Origin of the sequence: Nocardioides acrostichi, assembly GCF_015319165.1 — a bacterium.
GTDB classification, from domain to species: domain Bacteria; phylum Actinomycetota; class Actinomycetes; order Propionibacteriales; family Nocardioidaceae; genus Nocardioides; species Nocardioides acrostichi.
Window position 1 is genome coordinate 962,021 of record NZ_JADIVZ010000001.1, and the last position, 16,405, is coordinate 978,425.

General features: G+C 71.5%; 12 protein-coding genes. 6 read left to right on the forward strand and 6 right to left on the reverse strand.

The genetic code is table 11. The annotated features are described in order from the left end of the window. Positions 1–87: 87 nt before the first annotated feature. Positions 88–933 carry an EamA family transporter gene (locus tag ISG29_RS04550; RefSeq protein ID WP_194502113.1) on the reverse strand — a complete coding sequence of 282 codons (846 nt, stop codon included), beginning with the start codon at positions 931–933 and terminating at the stop codon, positions 88–90. Between the two features lie 89 nt (positions 934–1,022). After that, positions 1,023–1,265: a DUF7455 domain-containing protein gene (locus ISG29_RS04555; RefSeq protein ID WP_207792662.1), complete on the reverse strand. Its 243-nt coding sequence runs from the start codon at positions 1,263–1,265 to the stop codon at positions 1,023–1,025. Between the two features lie 394 nt (positions 1,266–1,659). Here ISG29_RS04555 and ISG29_RS04560 point away from each other — a divergent pair, with 394 nt between their 5' ends. Then, positions 1,660–3,723 (forward strand): DNA gyrase/topoisomerase IV subunit B, encoded by a 2,064-nt coding sequence (locus tag ISG29_RS04560; protein ID WP_194502287.1) that lies wholly within the window; start codon positions 1,660–1,662, stop codon positions 3,721–3,723. 76 nt (positions 3,724–3,799) lie between these two features. Further along, entirely contained in the window at positions 3,800–5,551 is a 1,752-nt protein-coding gene (locus tag ISG29_RS04565) for a glycoside hydrolase family 3 protein (RefSeq protein ID WP_194502115.1), read from the forward strand. Between the two features lie 12 nt (positions 5,552–5,563). On the opposite strand, the gene ISG29_RS04570 is transcribed toward ISG29_RS04565, so the two are convergent. From ISG29_RS04570 to ISG29_RS04585, 4 genes are read right to left on the reverse strand one after another with little or no spacing between them, the layout of a single operon-like run. Continuing rightward, the gene (locus ISG29_RS04570) at positions 5,564–6,064 is read right to left on the reverse strand and encodes a beta-class carbonic anhydrase (RefSeq protein WP_194502116.1); all 501 of its coding nucleotides are present in this window, start codon (positions 6,062–6,064) and stop codon (positions 5,564–5,566) included. Next, complete coding sequence (locus ISG29_RS04575; protein ID WP_194502117.1) at positions 6,061–7,800, reverse strand: MFS transporter; 1,740 nt, start codon at positions 7,798–7,800, stop codon at positions 6,061–6,063. Before ISG29_RS04575 ends, ISG29_RS04570 begins: the two co-directional genes overlap by 4 nt. A 14-nt stretch (positions 7,801–7,814) precedes the next feature. Then, on the reverse strand, positions 7,815–8,528 hold the full coding sequence (locus ISG29_RS04580) for an LppX_LprAFG lipoprotein (RefSeq protein ID WP_194502118.1): 714 nt from the start codon (positions 8,526–8,528) through the stop codon (positions 7,815–7,817). Between the two features lie 5 nt (positions 8,529–8,533). Beyond that, positions 8,534–11,005, reverse strand: a complete 2,472-nt coding sequence (locus ISG29_RS04585; protein WP_194502119.1) for a DNA gyrase/topoisomerase IV subunit A — start codon at positions 11,003–11,005, stop codon at positions 8,534–8,536. 89 nt (positions 11,006–11,094) lie between these two features. On the opposite strand from ISG29_RS04585, the gene ISG29_RS04590 reads away from it, so the two are divergent. Genes ISG29_RS04590 through ISG29_RS04605 form a run of 4 tightly spaced genes read left to right on the forward strand, consistent with a single transcriptional unit; the run spans position 11,095 to position 16,235 of the window. Beyond that, a complete protein-coding gene (locus tag ISG29_RS04590; protein WP_328827948.1) occupies positions 11,095–13,821 on the forward strand; it encodes a bifunctional acetate--CoA ligase family protein/GNAT family N-acetyltransferase in 2,727 nt (908 codons plus the stop codon). A gap of 28 nt (positions 13,822–13,849) precedes the next feature. After that, a complete protein-coding gene (locus ISG29_RS04595; RefSeq protein ID WP_194502120.1) occupies positions 13,850–14,500 on the forward strand; it encodes a sulfotransferase family 2 domain-containing protein in 651 nt (216 codons plus the stop codon). Continuing rightward, positions 14,500–15,093 carry a DUF5998 family protein gene (locus tag ISG29_RS04600; RefSeq protein ID WP_194502121.1) on the forward strand — a complete coding sequence of 198 codons (594 nt, stop codon included), beginning with the start codon at positions 14,500–14,502 and terminating at the stop codon, positions 15,091–15,093. The genes ISG29_RS04595 and ISG29_RS04600 overlap by 1 nt, the downstream gene beginning before the upstream one ends. Positions 15,094–15,104: 11 nt before the next feature. After that, positions 15,105–16,235, forward strand: coding sequence for an alkaline phosphatase family protein (locus tag ISG29_RS04605; RefSeq protein ID WP_194502122.1), 1,131 nt, complete (start codon positions 15,105–15,107; stop codon positions 16,233–16,235). Positions 16,236–16,405 lie beyond the last annotated feature (170 nt).

Below are 16,405 nucleotides of genomic sequence, written 5' to 3' on the forward strand. Positions count from 1 at the left end.
ACTGCGAGGCAACGGGCGGCGAAGGTTTGTAGACCCTTTGTTACCGACAAGTAGCTCATGGTGTGGTGCGGGTCACGCTGCGGCGCGTCATCCCGCCGAGATCAGCACCACCGCGGCACAGCAGGCGACCAAGCCCATGCCCTGGGAACGAGCGACGGGCTCGCGCAGCAGGGCGGCCGCCAGCAGCACGGTGACGGCCGGGTAGAGGGAAGCCAGCACCGCCACGACGCTGAGGCGCCCGCCCTGGCTCGCGAGGAGGAACGCCGCGGTGGCCGCGGCGCCCAGCAGGCCGGGGGCCACCGACCAGAGGCCGGACCTCCCGCGTGGTCGCCAGTCGGCCCGGGTGGACACGGCCAGCGCCAAGACGAGCGACCCCGCGACGGCGTGGTTGAGCGCCAGCGGCAGCAGGCCGGCGTCGTCCGGGATCTGCCCGAGTGCCGCGAACAGCGTGCCGAAGCCCAGCCCGGCGAGGATGCCGTCGCGCACACCTGCGGCCTGCACGCCGGGGCCGCTGCCGGCCTCCGGGGCGGGCTGGCGGGCCACCAACCAGATGCCGGGCAGTGCCAGCACGACACCGGCCCACACGAGCGCTGAGAGCCGGTCGCCGGCGGCGACGACCCCCACGACCACGGGCACCAGGGTGGCCCCGACCGCGGAGACCGGCGCCACGACGCCCATGCGACCCAGCGAGAGGCCCCGGTAGAGCGTGACCGTGCCGACTCCGCCGCCGAGCCCGGCGAGTGCGCCCCACCCGAGGTCGACGCCGGACGGTCGCCCGGGCACGGCGATCGAGAGGACGGCGGTGGCGGCGGCGGCGGTCGCCAGGACGACCAGCGCGACCGCCCACGGACTCGCCCGGCGAGACGTCAGTCCGCCGAGGAAGTCGCTGGTGCCGTAGGCGACGGCGGCGGTCAGGGCGAGTAGCACGGCCATGGTGGTCCCGTCGGAGGATGCGAACAGACGACGACGGCCCCGGACGTCGTCGTCCGGGGCCGTCGGCTATGGCTGTGTGGAGTGGGCGCTCAGCGCTCGCCCTCGGGGGCGGAGACGGGAGTGGTGCCCAGCTTGTGGGTCTCGTCGACGATGCTGGCGGCCTGCTCCTTGAGTGCGTCACCGTGCTCGCGAGCGTGGTGGGCGCAGAAGAGGAGCTCGCCACCGCTTTGGAGCTCGACGCGGAGGTAGGCCTGGGCTCCGCACCGGTCGCAGCGGTCAGCGGCAGTCAGCGCGGCGTCGGGGGCAATCGCAGTGGTCACTGTCGGCCTCATTTCTCTCGTGCTCATGTCAGGTGGTTCAACGTAACGAGCGGACTGAAAGATTCCCACCGCGATGTGGCGAACTCCACGTCCATCCGGTCGATGGTCGTGCTTTCGTTCCTGGCCCAGTGTTACCCACTTGTCCGGCTGGATAGTCACTGTGCCGTCGCGTGTCGTCCACGTCGTCCACGTCGTGTCGAGACTCTTCGAGCGGCGTTGCTCCTCCAGTGTGCCGCGCGGCTGGTGACCAGGAGGGTGATTTCCACAGGCCGAACCGGTTCGTGTCCACATCGTGACCGCGTGCCGCCGGTCCGCGTGCCTGCGCCGTCCTCAGGTGGGCCGTCGACTAGATTCGAGACACCCGGCGCGACCGCGCCGCGGGCCGTTCGCAGCAGGAGCAGGGACGATCGCCGACAACACCTACAACGCAGCGCACCTCCTCGTCCTCGAGGGTCTCGAGGCGGTGCGCAAGCGCCCGGGCATGTACATCGGGTCGACCGACACGCGCGGTCTCATGCACTGCGTGTGGGAGATCATCGACAACGGCGTCGACGAGGCGCTGGCCGGTGCCGCGCACCGGGTCGAGGTGACGCTGCACGCCGACGACTCTGTCGAGGTGCACGACGACGGCCGCGGCATCCCCACCGACAAGGAGCCCCGCACGGGCCTGCCCGGTGTCGAGGTGGTCGCGACCAAGCTGCACGCCGGCGGCAAGTTCGGAGGTGGTTCCTACGTGGCGACCGGTGGTCTGCACGGAGTCGGCCTCTCGGTCGTCAACGCGCTCAGCGCGCGGATGGACATCGACGTCGAGCGATCGCCGTCCGAGCAGGGCATCAGCTTCCAGCGCGGCGTGCCCGGCGTGTTCGCCGCAGACGGGCCGAAGGCGGCCTTCGAGGCGAGGTCGGGCCTCTCGCGCAAGGGCAAGCGGGTCGCGAAGGGCCGCACCGGCACCCGCATCCGGTTCTGGCCGGACCGCCAGATCTTCACCCGCGACGCCACGTTCGTCTGGGACGAGCTGGTCACCCGCGCTCGGCAGACCTCCTTCATCGTGCCCGGCCTCGAGCTGGTGCTGCGCGACGAGCGCGGTGACCAGCCGGTGGCCGAGTCGTTCCGACACGACGGCGGCATCACCGAGTTCACCGACTTCTTGAGCCACGACGAGCCGGTCACCTCGGTGCTGCGGCTGCAGGGCTCCGACACGTTCACCGAGACCGTGCCGATGCTCGACGACCAGGGGCACATGACTCCGCAGGAGGTCGAGCGCGAGCTGACGGTCGACGTCGCCGCTCGCTGGGGCACCGGGTACGAGACCGAGCTGCGCTCGTTCGTCAACGTGATCGCCACGCCCAAGGGCGGCACTCACGTGTCGGGTTTCGAGACCGCGATCACCAAGACGTTCAACGACGTCATGCGCGCCACCAAGGCGCTCAAGCAGGCCGACGCCGACGTCATCAAGGACGACGTGCTCGAGGGCCTGACCGCCGTCGTCACCGTGCGGCTGGCCGAACCGCAGTTCGAGGGCCAGACCAAGGAGATCCTCGGCACCCCGGCCGCGCGCACCATCGTGCGCAAGGTCGTGGCCGCCGAGCTCAAGGCGTTCCTGACCAGCACCAAGCGCGCCGAGAAGGCCGAGGCGAAGCTGGTGATGGAGAAGGTCGTCGGGGCGCAGAAGACGCGTCTGGCGGCCCGAGCGCACAAGGAGAACCAGCGCCGCAAGAACGCCCTGGAGTCCTCCGCACTCCCGGCCAAGCTCAACGACTGCCGCACCTCCGACATGGAGCGCTCCGAGCTGTTCATCGTCGAGGGCGACTCCGCGATGGGCACGGCCAAGGCGGCCCGCAACTCCGAGTTCCAGGCCCTGTTGCCGATCCGCGGCAAGATCCTGAACGTGCAGAAGGCTTCGGTCGGCGACATGCTCAAGAACGCCGAGTGCGCCTCCATCATCCAGGTCGTCGGAGCCGGCTCGGGTCGCACCTTCGACCTCGACGCGCGCCGCTACGGCCGGATCATCCTCATGGCCGACGCCGACTCCGACGGCGCGCACATCCGATGCCTGCTCGCCACGCTGTTCTTCAAGTACATGCCCGAGCTCGTGCGCGACGGCCGGCTCTACAGCGCGGTGCCGCCGCTGCACCGCATCGAGCTGACCAACCCCAAGAAGGGCATGGAGAAGTACATCTACACCTATTCCGACGGCGAGCTCCAGCGCAAGCTCGCCGAGCTGCGCAAGAAGAACCTGCGCTGGAAGGATCCGGTGCAGCGCTACAAGGGTCTCGGTGAGATGGACGCCGACCAGCTGGCCGAGACCACCATGGACCCTCGGCGCCGTACCCTGCGCCGCATCACCATCGACGACGCCGACGCTGCCTCCACCGTGTTCGAGCTGCTCATGGGCTCCGAGGTCGCCCCGCGCAAGGACTTCATCGTCGCCGGCGCCTACGAGGTCGACGCCGACGCCATCGACGCCTGACCTCCGTGCGCCCGGGGCGGAGGCCCGGAAGGGTCAGCTGCTCTGGCCCGTGGCGTCGGCGGTGCACTCTTCCCAGATGTCGATGAGCGCCCCCTGGTCGGGCACACTCGACCGGGTGCGAGCAGGGCTGGTCGGGCGGTGGCGGGGGAGGGTGGCGATGCTCGCCGTCCTGACTCTCCTCGGGGGAGCCGCGGGGTGCTTCGACGACGGCTCCGGTGGGTCGCCGGACGGCAAGGCCTCACCGTCGGCGCGGTCCAGCCCCTCGCAGCGTCTCGGACTCACCACCGGCTGGGGACCGACCCGGGCCGAGCTCGACCGTGCCGCCCGCCAGGTGCACCGGCTGGCGCTGCCGGCGCTGGCGGGGCAGGTGATCGTGGCGCGCTGGCCCGGCGGTACGGCGGCTCCCATCGGACTGGTGCGGCGCCTGCACCTCGGCGGGGTCGTGGCCTTCAGCGAGAACGTCGCCTCCACCGGCGCTCTGCGCTCGGCGGTGCGCGCGCTCGAGCGGGGCGTCGACCGCCCGTGGCCGGTCGCCGTCGGCGTCGACCAGGAGGGTGGGCTGGTACAGCGCATCCGCGGCGACGCCACCGACTATCCGACCTTCATGGCAGCGGGTGCGGCCCGGCGTCCGAAGCTCACCCAAGCGGCCTACCGGGCCTCGGGCGCGGAGCTGCGCGGGCTCGGCGTCAACCTCGTGCTGGCCCCCGATGCCGACGTCACGGTAGGCCCGACCGATCCCGTCATCGGATCCCGTTCGGCCGGATCCGACCCCGAGGCCGTCGCGCGGCAGAGCGTGGCCGCCGCGGAGGGGTTCCTGGCGGCGGGGGTGCTCCCCGTGGTCAAGCACTTCCCGGGGCACGGCTCGGTCACCACCGACAGCCACCTGGGTCTGCCGCGCCAGACGGCGTCGGTGGCGCAGCTCATGCGACGAGACCTGGTGCCCTTCCGGGCCGCCGCGAAGGCCGGGCTGCCGGCGGTGATGGTGGGCCACATCGCGCTTCAGGCCGTGCAGCCGGGCGTACCGGCCACCGTGTCGCGCCCGGCCATCACCGGAATCCTGCGCGAGCGGCTCGGCTTCGACGGCCTCGTCATGAGCGACTCGTTGGAGATGGCGGCCCTGGCGGGCACGCGGCGTCCGGCCGTGGGGTTCCTGCGCGCGGGGGGAGACGTGGTGCTGATGCCGCCCGACCCGGCGGCTACGCGCGACACGATCGTGGCGGCCGTGAAGCGCGGGCAGCTCTCCCGCGCGCGGCTGGAGCAGGCGGCGGCTCGCCAGGTGGCGCTGCTCGAGCACGAGTCGGGCCGCGGCGAGCCGGCTCCACCGGGGTCGGCGCGAGCCGTGGTGCAGCGGTTGGCGACGAGCGCCGTCACGGTGGTCGCCGGGGCGTGCCGTGGTCGGCTGGTGCAGGGCAAGGTCGTGCCGATGGGCGATGCGAGTGCGGTGGCCGGCTTTCGCGCCGCAGCCGCCCGGGAGGGCCTGGCCCTCGGCAGCGTGCGCCAGGTCAAGCCGCCGCGACCCCAGCGCACCGGGCATGAGAAGAGGGATCGGATCCGACTCCAGCGGTGGCGCCGTGCGCCCGCGCGAACGGTCGTCGACGGCACGCCCCTGCATCTGGACGTCGCCGGCGTGACACCGCCGTCGACGGGCATCGCGGTCAGTGTCGACACGCCCTATGGCCTGGGTCGCACCGCGGCGCCGGTGCGGCTGGCCGCCTACGGCACCGACCCTGCGTCGATGGACGCCGTCGTGCGGGTGCTGCTGGGTCGTGCCAAGGCACTCGGGCACCTGCCGGTGCCGGTGCCCGGCGCGCCCCGCCAGGGCTGCTGAGTCGCCGGCGGTTCAGTACTTCTGGTCGAGCAGGCCGCTGTCGACGTCGTAGAGGAAGCCGCCGACCTGTACCGACTCGGGAACCAGCGGGTGCGACCGCACCTTGTGCACGTCCTGACCGAGGGCCGCGACCTGGTCGTCGATCACGTGGAAGCGCTGCCAGGCGGCGTCGGTGCCGGCGGAGGCCGCGATGCGCTCGCGGATCTCGTCCTCGGAGCTGGACGCCACGGCGCAGCGGGTGTGCGGCACGATCAGCACCCGGTTGACGTTGAGCAGGTGGGTGGCGAGCACGATCGCCTCGAGCGCGGCCTCGGTCACGCGGCCGCCGGGGTTGCGGAAGATCTTCGCATCGCCCGGCCCGAGGCCGATCATGCGCAGCGGGTCGATGCGGGAGTCCATGCAGGTCACGAGGGCGACGCCGGCTCGGGCGATGCCGTCGAAGCCGCCGTAGGCGAAGTCGGAGGCGAAGTCGCGGTTCGCGGAGAGAAGGTCGTCGAATCCAGATCCGGTCACAGCACAGACGCTAGTGCGTCACCTCGCGGACCGACACTGCGGGTCTCAGCGCCGCGCAGCAGCACCAGCGCCAGCACCGCGGCTATGACAGCGCAGGCCGCCGCGCCGGCGAACACGGTGTGCTCCTGGGCGATGGCGGCCTGTTTGAGCAGCATCGAGTACTCGCTGCACCGGGTCGAGCCGCCCGTGCAGACCTCCTGGACGGGCGGGATGTCGGCCTGCTCGGCATAGAACCGCCGCAATCCGAGCGTCGTGAGTGCCGAGATGCCCACGAGCATGCCGACCATCCGCGCCACCACGACCATGGCGGAGGCGAGACCGTGCACCGATTGGTCGGTCGTGGCGAGCACGGCCGCGTTGACCGGCGCCAACGCCAGACCGAACCCGAGACCTCCGACGACGAGCGGGAGTGTCGCTGTCCAGGAGTCGAGCGCGTCGATGCCCCACCGCGACATGAACCCGAACCCGATCGCGGCCAGCAGCATCCCGGTCGCGGCCACCACGCCCGCAGGCAGGGTGCGGGTGAGCACGCCTCCGAGCACGGCGCCGATGGGCAGCGCGACGAGGAAGCGCAGTAGCACCAGCGCCGCCATCAGTTGTGAGTCGGGGTAGGCGGTGGTGCGGGCGAAGAGCGGCACGTCGATGAGGGCCGCGATCAGGGCGCCCCCGATGAAGAAGCTGACCAGCACCGAGCCCCAGGCCGGACGAGCGACGAGGGCGCCGCGAGGCAGCAGGGGCGCCTTCGCGCGCCGTAGGTGCACCACCAGCACGATCGTGGCGATCGCCGCGCCGAGCAGGTACCACAGACCGGCGTCGGAGAAGACCTGGATCTTCGGGTCGGCCGTGGCGAAGGCGAGGATCACCCCACCCAGCGCGAGCGCGAACAGAGCAGCGCCCACCACGTCGGCCTCGCGCAGCGACCGAGACCAGGCGGGCAGATCGACGAGCGGACGACGCGCCGTGGCGCACCGGACGACGAGCAGCACGGTGGCCGCGATCGCGACGGCGCCGATGGGCGTCGTCCAGCGACCGGCCCCGGAGGAGAACGGGATGAACAGCTGCCCCCACGTCAGATCGGTGACCAGCGCGTTGGGAGGCTGGAAGACCAGGCCGCCGGTGGCGAGGGCCACCAGGAGGAGGAGCACGCCGAGCGGATCCGGAAGGCGCAGCCGTGGTCGGTCGGCGTCGCGGGCGGCGGTCGCGATCGCGGCCGCCAGCACCAGGCCGACGGCCAGGTTGAGCAGGAAGATGGCGCGCCAGTCGGCGACCGCGAGCACGGCGGCGCCGTAGAGCGGGCCGAGCACGCTGCCGAGCTCTTGCACGGCGGAGACCACGCCGAGAGGCACGGCGCGGCGCTCGCGGGGGTAGATGTCGGCGACCAGGGCGAGCGTGGCCGGCACCAGCCCTCCACCGCCGAGCCCCTGGAGGAACCGTCCGCCCACCATCGTGGTCATGTCGTAGGCGGCGGCGGTGACCAGCGACCCGAACGCGAAGACGACCAGGGCCGCGGTGAGCACGGGCACCCGGCCGCGCAGGTCGGCGATGCGCCCGATCAAGGGCAGCATCGCCACGTAGCCGAGCAGGAAGCCCGAGACGATCGGCGCCGCACGCTGGAGCTGCTCGGGGGAGAGCCCGATGCCCTGCATCATGTCGACGAGAGCGAGGACGACGACGTAGGTGTCGGCGGCTGCGAACGCGACGGCGAGCGCCGCCAGGGACAGCAGGGTGCGCCTCATCGCGGCCCGGCCTCCTACTCCGGTGCGGTGATGTCGGGCGTGGAGCCGTAGTCGGAGAAGTCGACGGTGTAGGTGACGTCGTCGCCGCTGGCGTAGAAGTCGCCGGTGAGCTTCATCTGCGTGAGCTCATCGGAGTCGGTGAGGGTGAGGGTGGCGTCGAACTCGCCGGTGGCCGCGGGAACGATGCCCGCGACCGACTCCTCGGGCACCGTGCCGGTGTAGGTGGTGAGGATGTCCTTGTTGTCGGTGCCACCGCGCACCTGGTCGCCCTGCTCGAGGCCCTGCACCGACGCGAGCAGCGCCGAGAACCCCTCGTCGGGTGCCAGCAGCGAGGCCGGGTCGACGGTGCCGTAGTCGGTCGGGTCGATCGTCGACCAGCCCGTCGTGAGCGGCACCTGGGCGTAGACCTTGCCATCGACGGCGATGATCGGCACCTGCGGCTCGATGCCGGAGTACCGCACGGTGACCGAGCCGTCGAACGCGGGAGCGTGGGTTGCCTGACCCTCGGCCGAGAGCAGACCGGACACGCCGTCGGGGAGCGCGTCGGTGCGCAGGGCGATGGTGACGCCGCTGGTGTCGTCGAGGGCCGAGCGCGCGGCGTCGAGGGCCTCTTGCGGCGTGGCCGCCTTCTCGTCGGCCCCGTCGCTGCCGTCGTCGCTGCCGCTGCACCCGGTGAGCAGCAGCGCCGGGACGAGGGCGAGAGGAACCAGGGCGCGGCGCATCGACATGCGGCTCACTGTGACACAGCGCCCTCAGCGGAGGCGGCGACCGGGCCGGAGCACGCGACGATCGGTTGCGCTGCGGGCAGGCCGGAGCCGTCGCGACGCCCGGTCGGGTCGGGCAGGTCGACGGGTGCGCCGCTGGCCGCGGCGGCTCGCGCGGGTGCCGCGCCGACCCAGGCGAAGACGAGGGCGTCCTCGCCCTTGAGGAACCGGTGGCAGCGCACGCCGCCGGTGGCTCGGCCCTTCGCCGGGTACTCGGTGAACGGCGAGACCTTGACCGCGCCGGCCTCGGTGCCGGGCAGGGCGGAGGAGGAGCCGGAGACCGTGACGACGACGTTCCCGACACCCGGGTCGAGCGCCCCGAACGACACCACCTGCTGACCCGCTGCGAGCCGGACGCCGGCGATACCGCCGCCGCTGCGGCCCTGCGGGCGCACGGCCTCGGCACCGAAGTGCAGCAGTTGGGCGTCGCTGGTGACGAAGCAGATCTCCTCGGAGCCGGTGGCGAGCTCGACGGCGCCGACGACCGCATCGTCGTCCTTGAGCGAGATGACCTCCCACTCGTCGCGGCCGAGCACCTCGGGGTTGACCCGCTTGACCACGCCCTGCCGGGTGCCGAGCGCCAACCCGGGCCCGTCGGTGGCCAGGCTGCAGAGCGCGAGAGCCTTCTCACCGGGCTCGAGGGCGAGAAGTTCGGTGAGCGGCACGCAACCGTTGAGGTTCGGGTGGTTGGCCGAGGGCGGCAGCACCGCGGTGACCTCGAGCATGTCGAGTCGCCGCAGTCGCCCGGCGCTGGTGAGCACCCCGATCTCGCCGCGCGCGGTGGTGCGCACGGCCGAGATCACGACGTCGTGGTTGGTGCGCGCGCCCTCGGTGCCAGGTGGCTCGTCGCCCGCCGTGCGGGCGATGAGGCCGGTGGAGGACAGCAGGACGTGGCAGGGGTCGTCGCTGATCTCGGTGGGTGCCTTGAGGGCGCCGGCGTCGGGTGCAGCACCGAGCAGCACCGTGCGGCGCGGGGTGCCGTACACCTTCGCCACCTCGGCGAGCTCGTCGGAGACGACCTTCCGCAGGAGCGTGTCGTCGGCCAGGATCGCCTCGAGCTCCTCGATCTCGCGGCGCAGGGTCTCCTGCTCCCTCTCCAGCTCGATGCGGCTGAACCGGGTGAGCCGGCGCAGCTGCATCTCGAGGATGTACTCCGCTTGAGCCTGACTGAGGTCGAAGACGCTCATCAACCGTTCCTTGGCGGCGGCGGAGTCGTCGCTGGAGCGGACGACCTGGATGACCTCGTCGATGTCGAGCAGCGCGACGAGCAGGCCGTCGACGAGGTGGAGTCGCTCGGCCTTCTTGGCACGCCGGAACTCCGAGCGGCGGCGGACGACGTCGTAGCGGTGCCCGAGGAAGACCTCGAGCATCTCCTTGAGCCCGAGGGTGCGGGGCTGGCCTTCGACGAGGGCGACGTTGTTGATGCCGAAGGAGTCCTCGAGAGGAGTGGAGCGGAACAGCTGCTCGAGCAGCGCCTCGGGCACGAACCCGTTCTTCACCTCCACGATGAGCCGCAGACCGTGCTCGCGGTCGGTGAGATCCTTGATGTCGGCGATGCCCTGGAGCTTCTTGCCCTGCACCAGCGTCTTGATGCGCTCGACCACCTTCTCGGTGCCGACGCCGTACGGAAGCTCGGTGACGACGATGCCCTTGCGGCGTCCGATGGTCTCGACGCGGGTGGTGGCGCGCATCTTGAACGAGCCCTTACCGGTCTCGTAGGCGTCGCGGACGCCGTCGAGGCCCACGATCTTGCCGCCGCTGGGGAGGTCGGGCCCCGGGATGAACCGCATGAGGTCGTCGAGCGTGGCCCTCGGGTGGGTGATCAGGTGCCGCAGCGCCTGCACGACCTCGACCAGGTTGTGCGGCGCACAGTTCGTGGCCATGCCGACCGCGATACCGCTGGTGCCGTTGACCAGCAGGTTCGGAATGGCCGAGGGCAGCACCACCGGCTCGGTCTCGCGGGAGTCGTAGTTGGGCCGGAAGTCGACGGTGTCCTCGTCGATCGACTCGGTCATGCCCACGGCGGGAGGCGCCATCCGGCATTCCGTGTAACGCATGGCCGCGGGCGGGTCGTCGGGAGACCCGAAGTTGCCGTGGCCGTCGACCATGGGCAGCCGCACGGTCCAGGGCTGGGCCAGGCGCACGAGGGCGTCGTAGATGGCGCCGTCGCCGTGCGGGTGCAGCCGACCCATGACCTCGCCGACGACGCGAGCGCTCTTCACGTGACCGCGGTCGGGCCGCAGGTTCATGTCGTGCATCGTGTAGAGGATGCGGCGCTGCACCGGCTTGAGGCCGTCGCGGGCGTCGGGCAGGGCGCGGGAGTAGATGACCGAGTAGGCGTACTCCAGGAACGAGGAGCGCATCTCGTCGCCCACGTCGATGTCGAGGATGTGCTCCTCGAAGTCGTCGTCGGGGAGATCGCTCTTGGTGCGCCGTGCCATGCCGCCATTCTCACCAAGCGCACCGACAACCGGCACGGGGGCACGCCGCGGGCAGCGGTGAAAGCCTGCTCACCGGTAGATTCGACCCCGTGACCGCAGGCCCCGACCAGAGCCAGCAGACCGGCGACCCCCTGCCCCCCGACGCGCCGCCGCGCCACTGGGAGGCCGACGTGCTGCTCCGAGACGGTGGCACGGCGCACATCCGGCCGATCACGCCGGACGACGCGGGCCTGCTGGTGGAGTTCTACGCGCGAGTCTCCGACCGGTCGAAGTACTACCGGTTCTTCTCGCCGATGCCGAACCTCTCCGATCGCGACGTCACCCGCTTCACCCACGTCGACCACGTCAGCCGGGTGGCGCTCGTGCTGACGCTCCAGGGCCGCATGATCGCGGTCGGCCGCTACGACGTCGTCCGGCCAGGCGAGGCCGAGGTGGCGTTCTTGGTCGAGGACGAGCACCAGGGCCGCGGCATCGCCCAGCTGCTGCTCGAACACCTGGCACAGGCCGGTCGCGAGCGCGGGGTCGAGAAGTTCCTGGCCGAGGTGCTGCCCGACAACGCCCGGATGATCCAGACCTTCCGCGAGGCCGGGTACCGCATCGCCAGCGAGTACGACGACGGCGTGCTGTGCCTGGAGTTCCCCATCGACGCCACCGACACCGCGATCGGCGTCATGCAGGGTCGCGAGCACCGTGCCGAGGCGGCGTCCATCGAGCACTTCTTCCGGCCTCGCTCGGTCGCGATCATCGGTGCCAGCCGGCGCCAGGACACCATCGGTCAGACGCTGGTGCGCAACCTGGTCATGGGCGACTACACGGGGCGCGTGTTCGCGGTGAACCCGAGCGCGCAGGCGGTCTCCGGTCTCCCGGCGTACGAGTCGGTGGGGGAGATCCCCGGGCCCGTCGACGTCGCCATCGTCGCGGTGCCTGCCGACGCCGTGCAGGACGTCGTCCTCGACTGCGCCGCGAAGGGCGTGCGCGGCCTGGTCGTGATCTCCAGCGGCTTCGCGGAGTCCGGCGAGGAGGGGCGCCGCCGACAGCGCCGGCTGGTCGGCCTCTCGCGCTCCTACGGGCTGCGGCTGATCGGCCCGAACTGCCTGGGCATCATCAACACCGACCCGAACGTGTCGATCAACGCCTCGCTCTCGCGCGTGATGCCCCCGCGCGGACGAGCGGGGTTCTTCTGCCAGTCCGGCGCGCTGGGCTCGGCGATCCTCGAGACGGTGCAGAACCGAGGCCTGGGCCTCTCGACGTTCGTCAGCGCCGGCAACCGCGCCGACGTCTCGGGCAACGACCTGCTGCAGTACTGGGAGGAGGACGACTCCACCGAGGTGGTGCTGCTCTACCTGGAGTCGATCGGCAACCCGCGCAAGTTCTCGCGCATCGCGCGCCGGGTGAGCCTGCGCAAGCCGATCATCGCCGTGCGATCGGGCCGCACCACCCAGGGCGTGCCGATGGGCCACGCGGTGCGCAAGATCGCGGCACCGCCGGAGGCCGTCGACGCGATGTTCCGCCAGGCCGGCGTGATCCAGGTCGACACCCTCGAGGAGATGTTCGACGTCGCCCAGCTCGTGGCCCACCAGCCGCTGCCGCGCGGACGCCGCGTCGCGATCGTGGGCAACTCCGACGCTCTCGGCCTGCTCGCGGCCGACGCCGCCGCCGCGGTGGGCCTGGTCGTCAACCGGTCGGTCGCCCTCGGTGCCGAGGCCGGCGCCGAGGACTTCGAGGACGCTCTCGACGCCGCGATCGACGACCCCGACATCGACGCCGTGGTGGCCGTGTACATCCCGCCGCTCAACGTGTCGGGCGAGCAGGTCGCGAACGTGCTCGCGGCGATCGGCGAGCAGTCCGACAAGCCACTCGTCTCGACCTTCCTCGGAGTCGAGGGCGTGCCGGAGCTGCTGCGCGTGCCCGACGTCGCCGGCTCCACGGCCGGACGCGGGTCCGTGCCCTCCTACCCGGCGGTCGAGGCGGCCGTGCGCGCGCTCGCGCGCGTGGTGGAGTACGCCGTCTGGCTGCGTACGCCCGACGGCGCGCCCCCCGATCCTGCCGACGTCGACGGGACGACGGCACGCGACCTGGTGCTGCGCCGCCTCGGCGACACCCCCGGTGGGGTCGAGCTGAGCCGTGACGACGTCACCGCGCTGCTGGGCGCCTACGGCATCGAGCTGTGGCCTGCCCGGGAGGTGACGAACGCCGACGAGGCCGTGGCGGCGGGGGCGGAGTTCGGGTGGGACGTCGTGCTCAAGGCCACCGCTCACCACCTGCGCGAGCGGCCCGACCTGGCGCACGTGTGGCGCAACATCGACACCGAGGTCCAGATGCGCGATGCGTGGGCGAGCCTCACCGCGCTCGTGCCGGTCGACGTCGCCGGCTTCGTGGTGCAGCGGACGGCGCCGCCCGGCGTCCCGATCACGGTGCGCAGTATCGAGGATCCGCTCTTCGGGCCGGTGGTGTCGTTCGGCATCTCCGGGCCCATGACCGAGCTGCTCGGCGACCGCGCCTACCGGATCCCGCCGCTGGGCTCGCGTGACGCGGCGGCCATGGTGCGCGAGGTGCGATCCTCGCCGATGCTGTTCGGCTACCGGGGGGCCGAACTGGTCGACACCGGTGAGATCGAGCGGCTCATCATGCGGGTGGCGCAGATGCAGAACGACCTGCCCCAGATCAGTGCCCTCGAGCTGGGGCTGGTGCTCGCCGGGGCCGAGGGGGCGAGCGTGCTCACGGCCTCGGCGCGGCTGGAGCAGGTGGCCGACGCGCGCTCGGACTGGTTCGTTCGCCGGATGCCGACGCAGGCGGGGGACACCCTCCCCTCCTGAGCGGTGCCGAGACAGTAGGCTCGCGGCCATGGTGATCTCCGACCGCGTGCGCCTGCTCTTCGTGCACGTGCAAAAGACGGGTGGGTCCACGATCCACAACCGCCTGAGCGAGGTGCTCCCGGACGCCCGGCAGGTCAAGGGGCTCGAGCGGCACAGCCAACTGGCTCAGATCCTGCGGGCCGAGCCGGAGCTCTCGAGCTACTGGACCTTCGGCGTCGTGCGCAATCCGTGGTCGAGGATGCTCTCCTGGTACAACATGGTCGACCGGTTCCGCGGCGACGAGGACAGCAAGAGCAAGCTCGACCGCAAGAACGGCTTCATCCGTTCGGTCGCCGAGGCCTGCCCCGACTTCGAGTCGTTCGTGATGGTCGGGCTCGACGAGTTCAAGCGACTCCAGATCCCGCAGGTGCGCTACCTCACCACCAAGCACCGCCGTGCCGACTTCATCGGCCGCCAGGAGACCCTGGAGGCCGACCTGCGCGCCGTCCAGGCGAAGTTCGAGATCGAGTGGACGCCGCTGCAAAGCGTCAACATCGACCGCTCGCGACCCGACTACAAGAGCGGACCCGAGCTCGGCGGCCGCGACACCCGCTACCGCGAGTTCTACACCGACGCGATGCAGCGCCGGGTCGAGGCCGTGTTCGCTCGCGACGTGCAGGCGTTCGGGTACGAGTTCTGATGCGTGGCACCCGCCCCGGGGGTCGTCCCGACGATCGCCTCGATCGTGAGTTGCGCCGCGCCATCGAGCGCACGGGCTACTACCCCGACATCGTGGCCGAGGCGGTCGCGTCGTCCGTCGCCGGCGAGGAGGTCGTCTCCTCGTTCGTGCACCACGAGCCGACGTTCGAGCGCGATGAGGTGCGACGCCACCTCTCGGTGCTGGTGCTGACTCCGACGCGGTTGGTGCTCACGCACACCGACGAGCACGCCGGCGACGACCTGCTGCCCGAGCCCTACACCTCGACCTCCACCGAGGCGGTGCGGCTCTCGTCGGTCACCTCGGTGGTCGTGACGCGCATGGTCACGAGCCCCGCCAAGGGTGCCGGGCGTACCGCCGAGGTCAACCTCACCATCGGTTGGGGCGGGGTGAGCCGGGTCGACCTCGAGCCCGCCGCGTGCGCCGACCCGGCCTGCGACGCCGACCACGGCTACTCCGGCGTGCTCGCCACCGACGACTTCGCGCTGCGGGTCTCGGCGGCCGCCGACGGCGGCGAGGCGGTCTCCGGACTGCTGGCCTTCGCCGATCAGCTCTCGGCTCGCACTCACAGTTGAGCGACCCTCACGTGACCGGCTTCGTCGAGCCCGCCTACGGCACGGCGTCGCTCGCGGACGTCGTGCCGGGCGTCGCGGCCGCCCTCGGCCGTCCGCTCGCCGGGCTGACCGAAGGTCCGACGGAGGGCCTGCTGCTGCCGTCCGCCGACTCCTACGTCGTGCTGCTCGTCGACGGTCTCGGCGCTCGGTTGCTGGAGCGCTATCGCCACGTCGCGCCGTTCCTGGCCTCGATGCGGTCGGTGGCTCCGTCCGCCACCGCGGGCGTGCCGTCGACGACCGCCACCAGCCTCACCTCGTTCGGTACCGGGCTGGTGCCGGGCCACCACGGGGTCGTGGGATTCACCTCGCGGTTGCCCGGCACCGACCGGTTGCTCGTGGCCCTGACCTGGGACAAGTCCGTCGACCCCGAGGAGTGGCAGCCCCACCCCACCGCACTGGCCCGGCTCGCGGCGCAGGGAGTGGAGGTGAGCGTGGTCAACAAGCGCGAGTTCCGCGACTCCGGACTGACGCGGGCCGCCGCCCGGGGCGCCGACTACGTCGGCGCCGACCGCGTGGGAGAGCGCATCGCCGCCGCCGTCACGGGAGCCGGGCGGACGCCGTCCCTCACCTACCTCTACGACCCCGACCTCGACTGGACCGGTCACCAGCACGGCGTCGCCTCCCCGCAGTGGCTCCAGCAGCTCGCGATGATCGATCACGAGGCCGAGCAGCTTCGTGACGCGCTGCCCGCCTCGACCCGCCTGCTGATCGTCGCCGACCACGGCATGGTCGACGTGCCCCCGACCGCCCGGGTCGACGTCGACCAGGTCGACGAGTTGCGCGACGGCGTCTCGCTGCTCGGCGGCGAGGCCCGCTTCCGCCACCTCTACTGCTCTCGAGGCGCCGTCGACGACGTCGTCGCCACCTGGCGCTCGGTGCTGGGGGAGCGCGCCGACGTGCTCACCCGCGACGAAGCCGTCGCTCGCGGCTGGTTCGGCCCCGTCGAGTCACGCGTCGTGCCACGGCTGGGCGACGTCATGGTCGCGTGTCGTGACGAGACGGCGGTGCTCTCCACGAGGTCGTGGGCGTACGAGGCGACCTTGATCGGGATGCACGGGTCGCTCACTGCCGAGGAGATGTTGATCCCGTTGTTGGTGGGGTGAAGCTTGTAGCGACGTGTTCCGCGTCGCGCGCCCGATTTGTGTTGACGCAGAGATGTGCGGTCAGGCGATCGCCGATTGAACACACTGGTACCTGCTGGCACTCAAACAGTCAGCAAGTAATTGGGCTTTGAATCTGCCCGCACTGGTCCGCATCGGCCTCCGCATCCGTC

What these genes read in the sequence shown, in the direction of transcription:
- ISG29_RS04550 (WP_194502113.1), bottom strand. Translation starts at nt 933, where the DNA reads ATGGCCGTGCTACTCGCCCTGACCGCCGCCGTCGCCTACGGCACCAGC.
- ISG29_RS04555 (WP_207792662.1), bottom strand. Translation starts at nt 1,265, where the DNA reads ATGAGGCCGACAGTGACCACTGCGATTGCCCCCGACGCCGCGCTGACT.
- ISG29_RS04565 (WP_194502115.1), top strand. Translation starts at nt 3,800, where the DNA reads ATGTCGATGAGCGCCCCCTGGTCGGGCACACTCGACCGGGTGCGAGCA.
- ISG29_RS04575 (WP_194502117.1), bottom strand. Translation starts at nt 7,800, where the DNA reads ATGAGGCGCACCCTGCTGTCCCTGGCGGCGCTCGCCGTCGCGTTCGCA.
- ISG29_RS04580 (WP_194502118.1), bottom strand. Translation starts at nt 8,528, where the DNA reads ATGTCGATGCGCCGCGCCCTGGTTCCTCTCGCCCTCGTCCCGGCGCTG.
- ISG29_RS04585 (WP_194502119.1), bottom strand. Translation starts at nt 11,005, where the DNA reads ATGGCACGGCGCACCAAGAGCGATCTCCCCGACGACGACTTCGAGGAG.
- ISG29_RS04595 (WP_194502120.1), top strand. Translation starts at nt 13,850, where the DNA reads ATGGTGATCTCCGACCGCGTGCGCCTGCTCTTCGTGCACGTGCAAAAG.
- ISG29_RS04600 (WP_194502121.1), top strand. Translation starts at nt 14,500, where the DNA reads ATGCGTGGCACCCGCCCCGGGGGTCGTCCCGACGATCGCCTCGATCGT.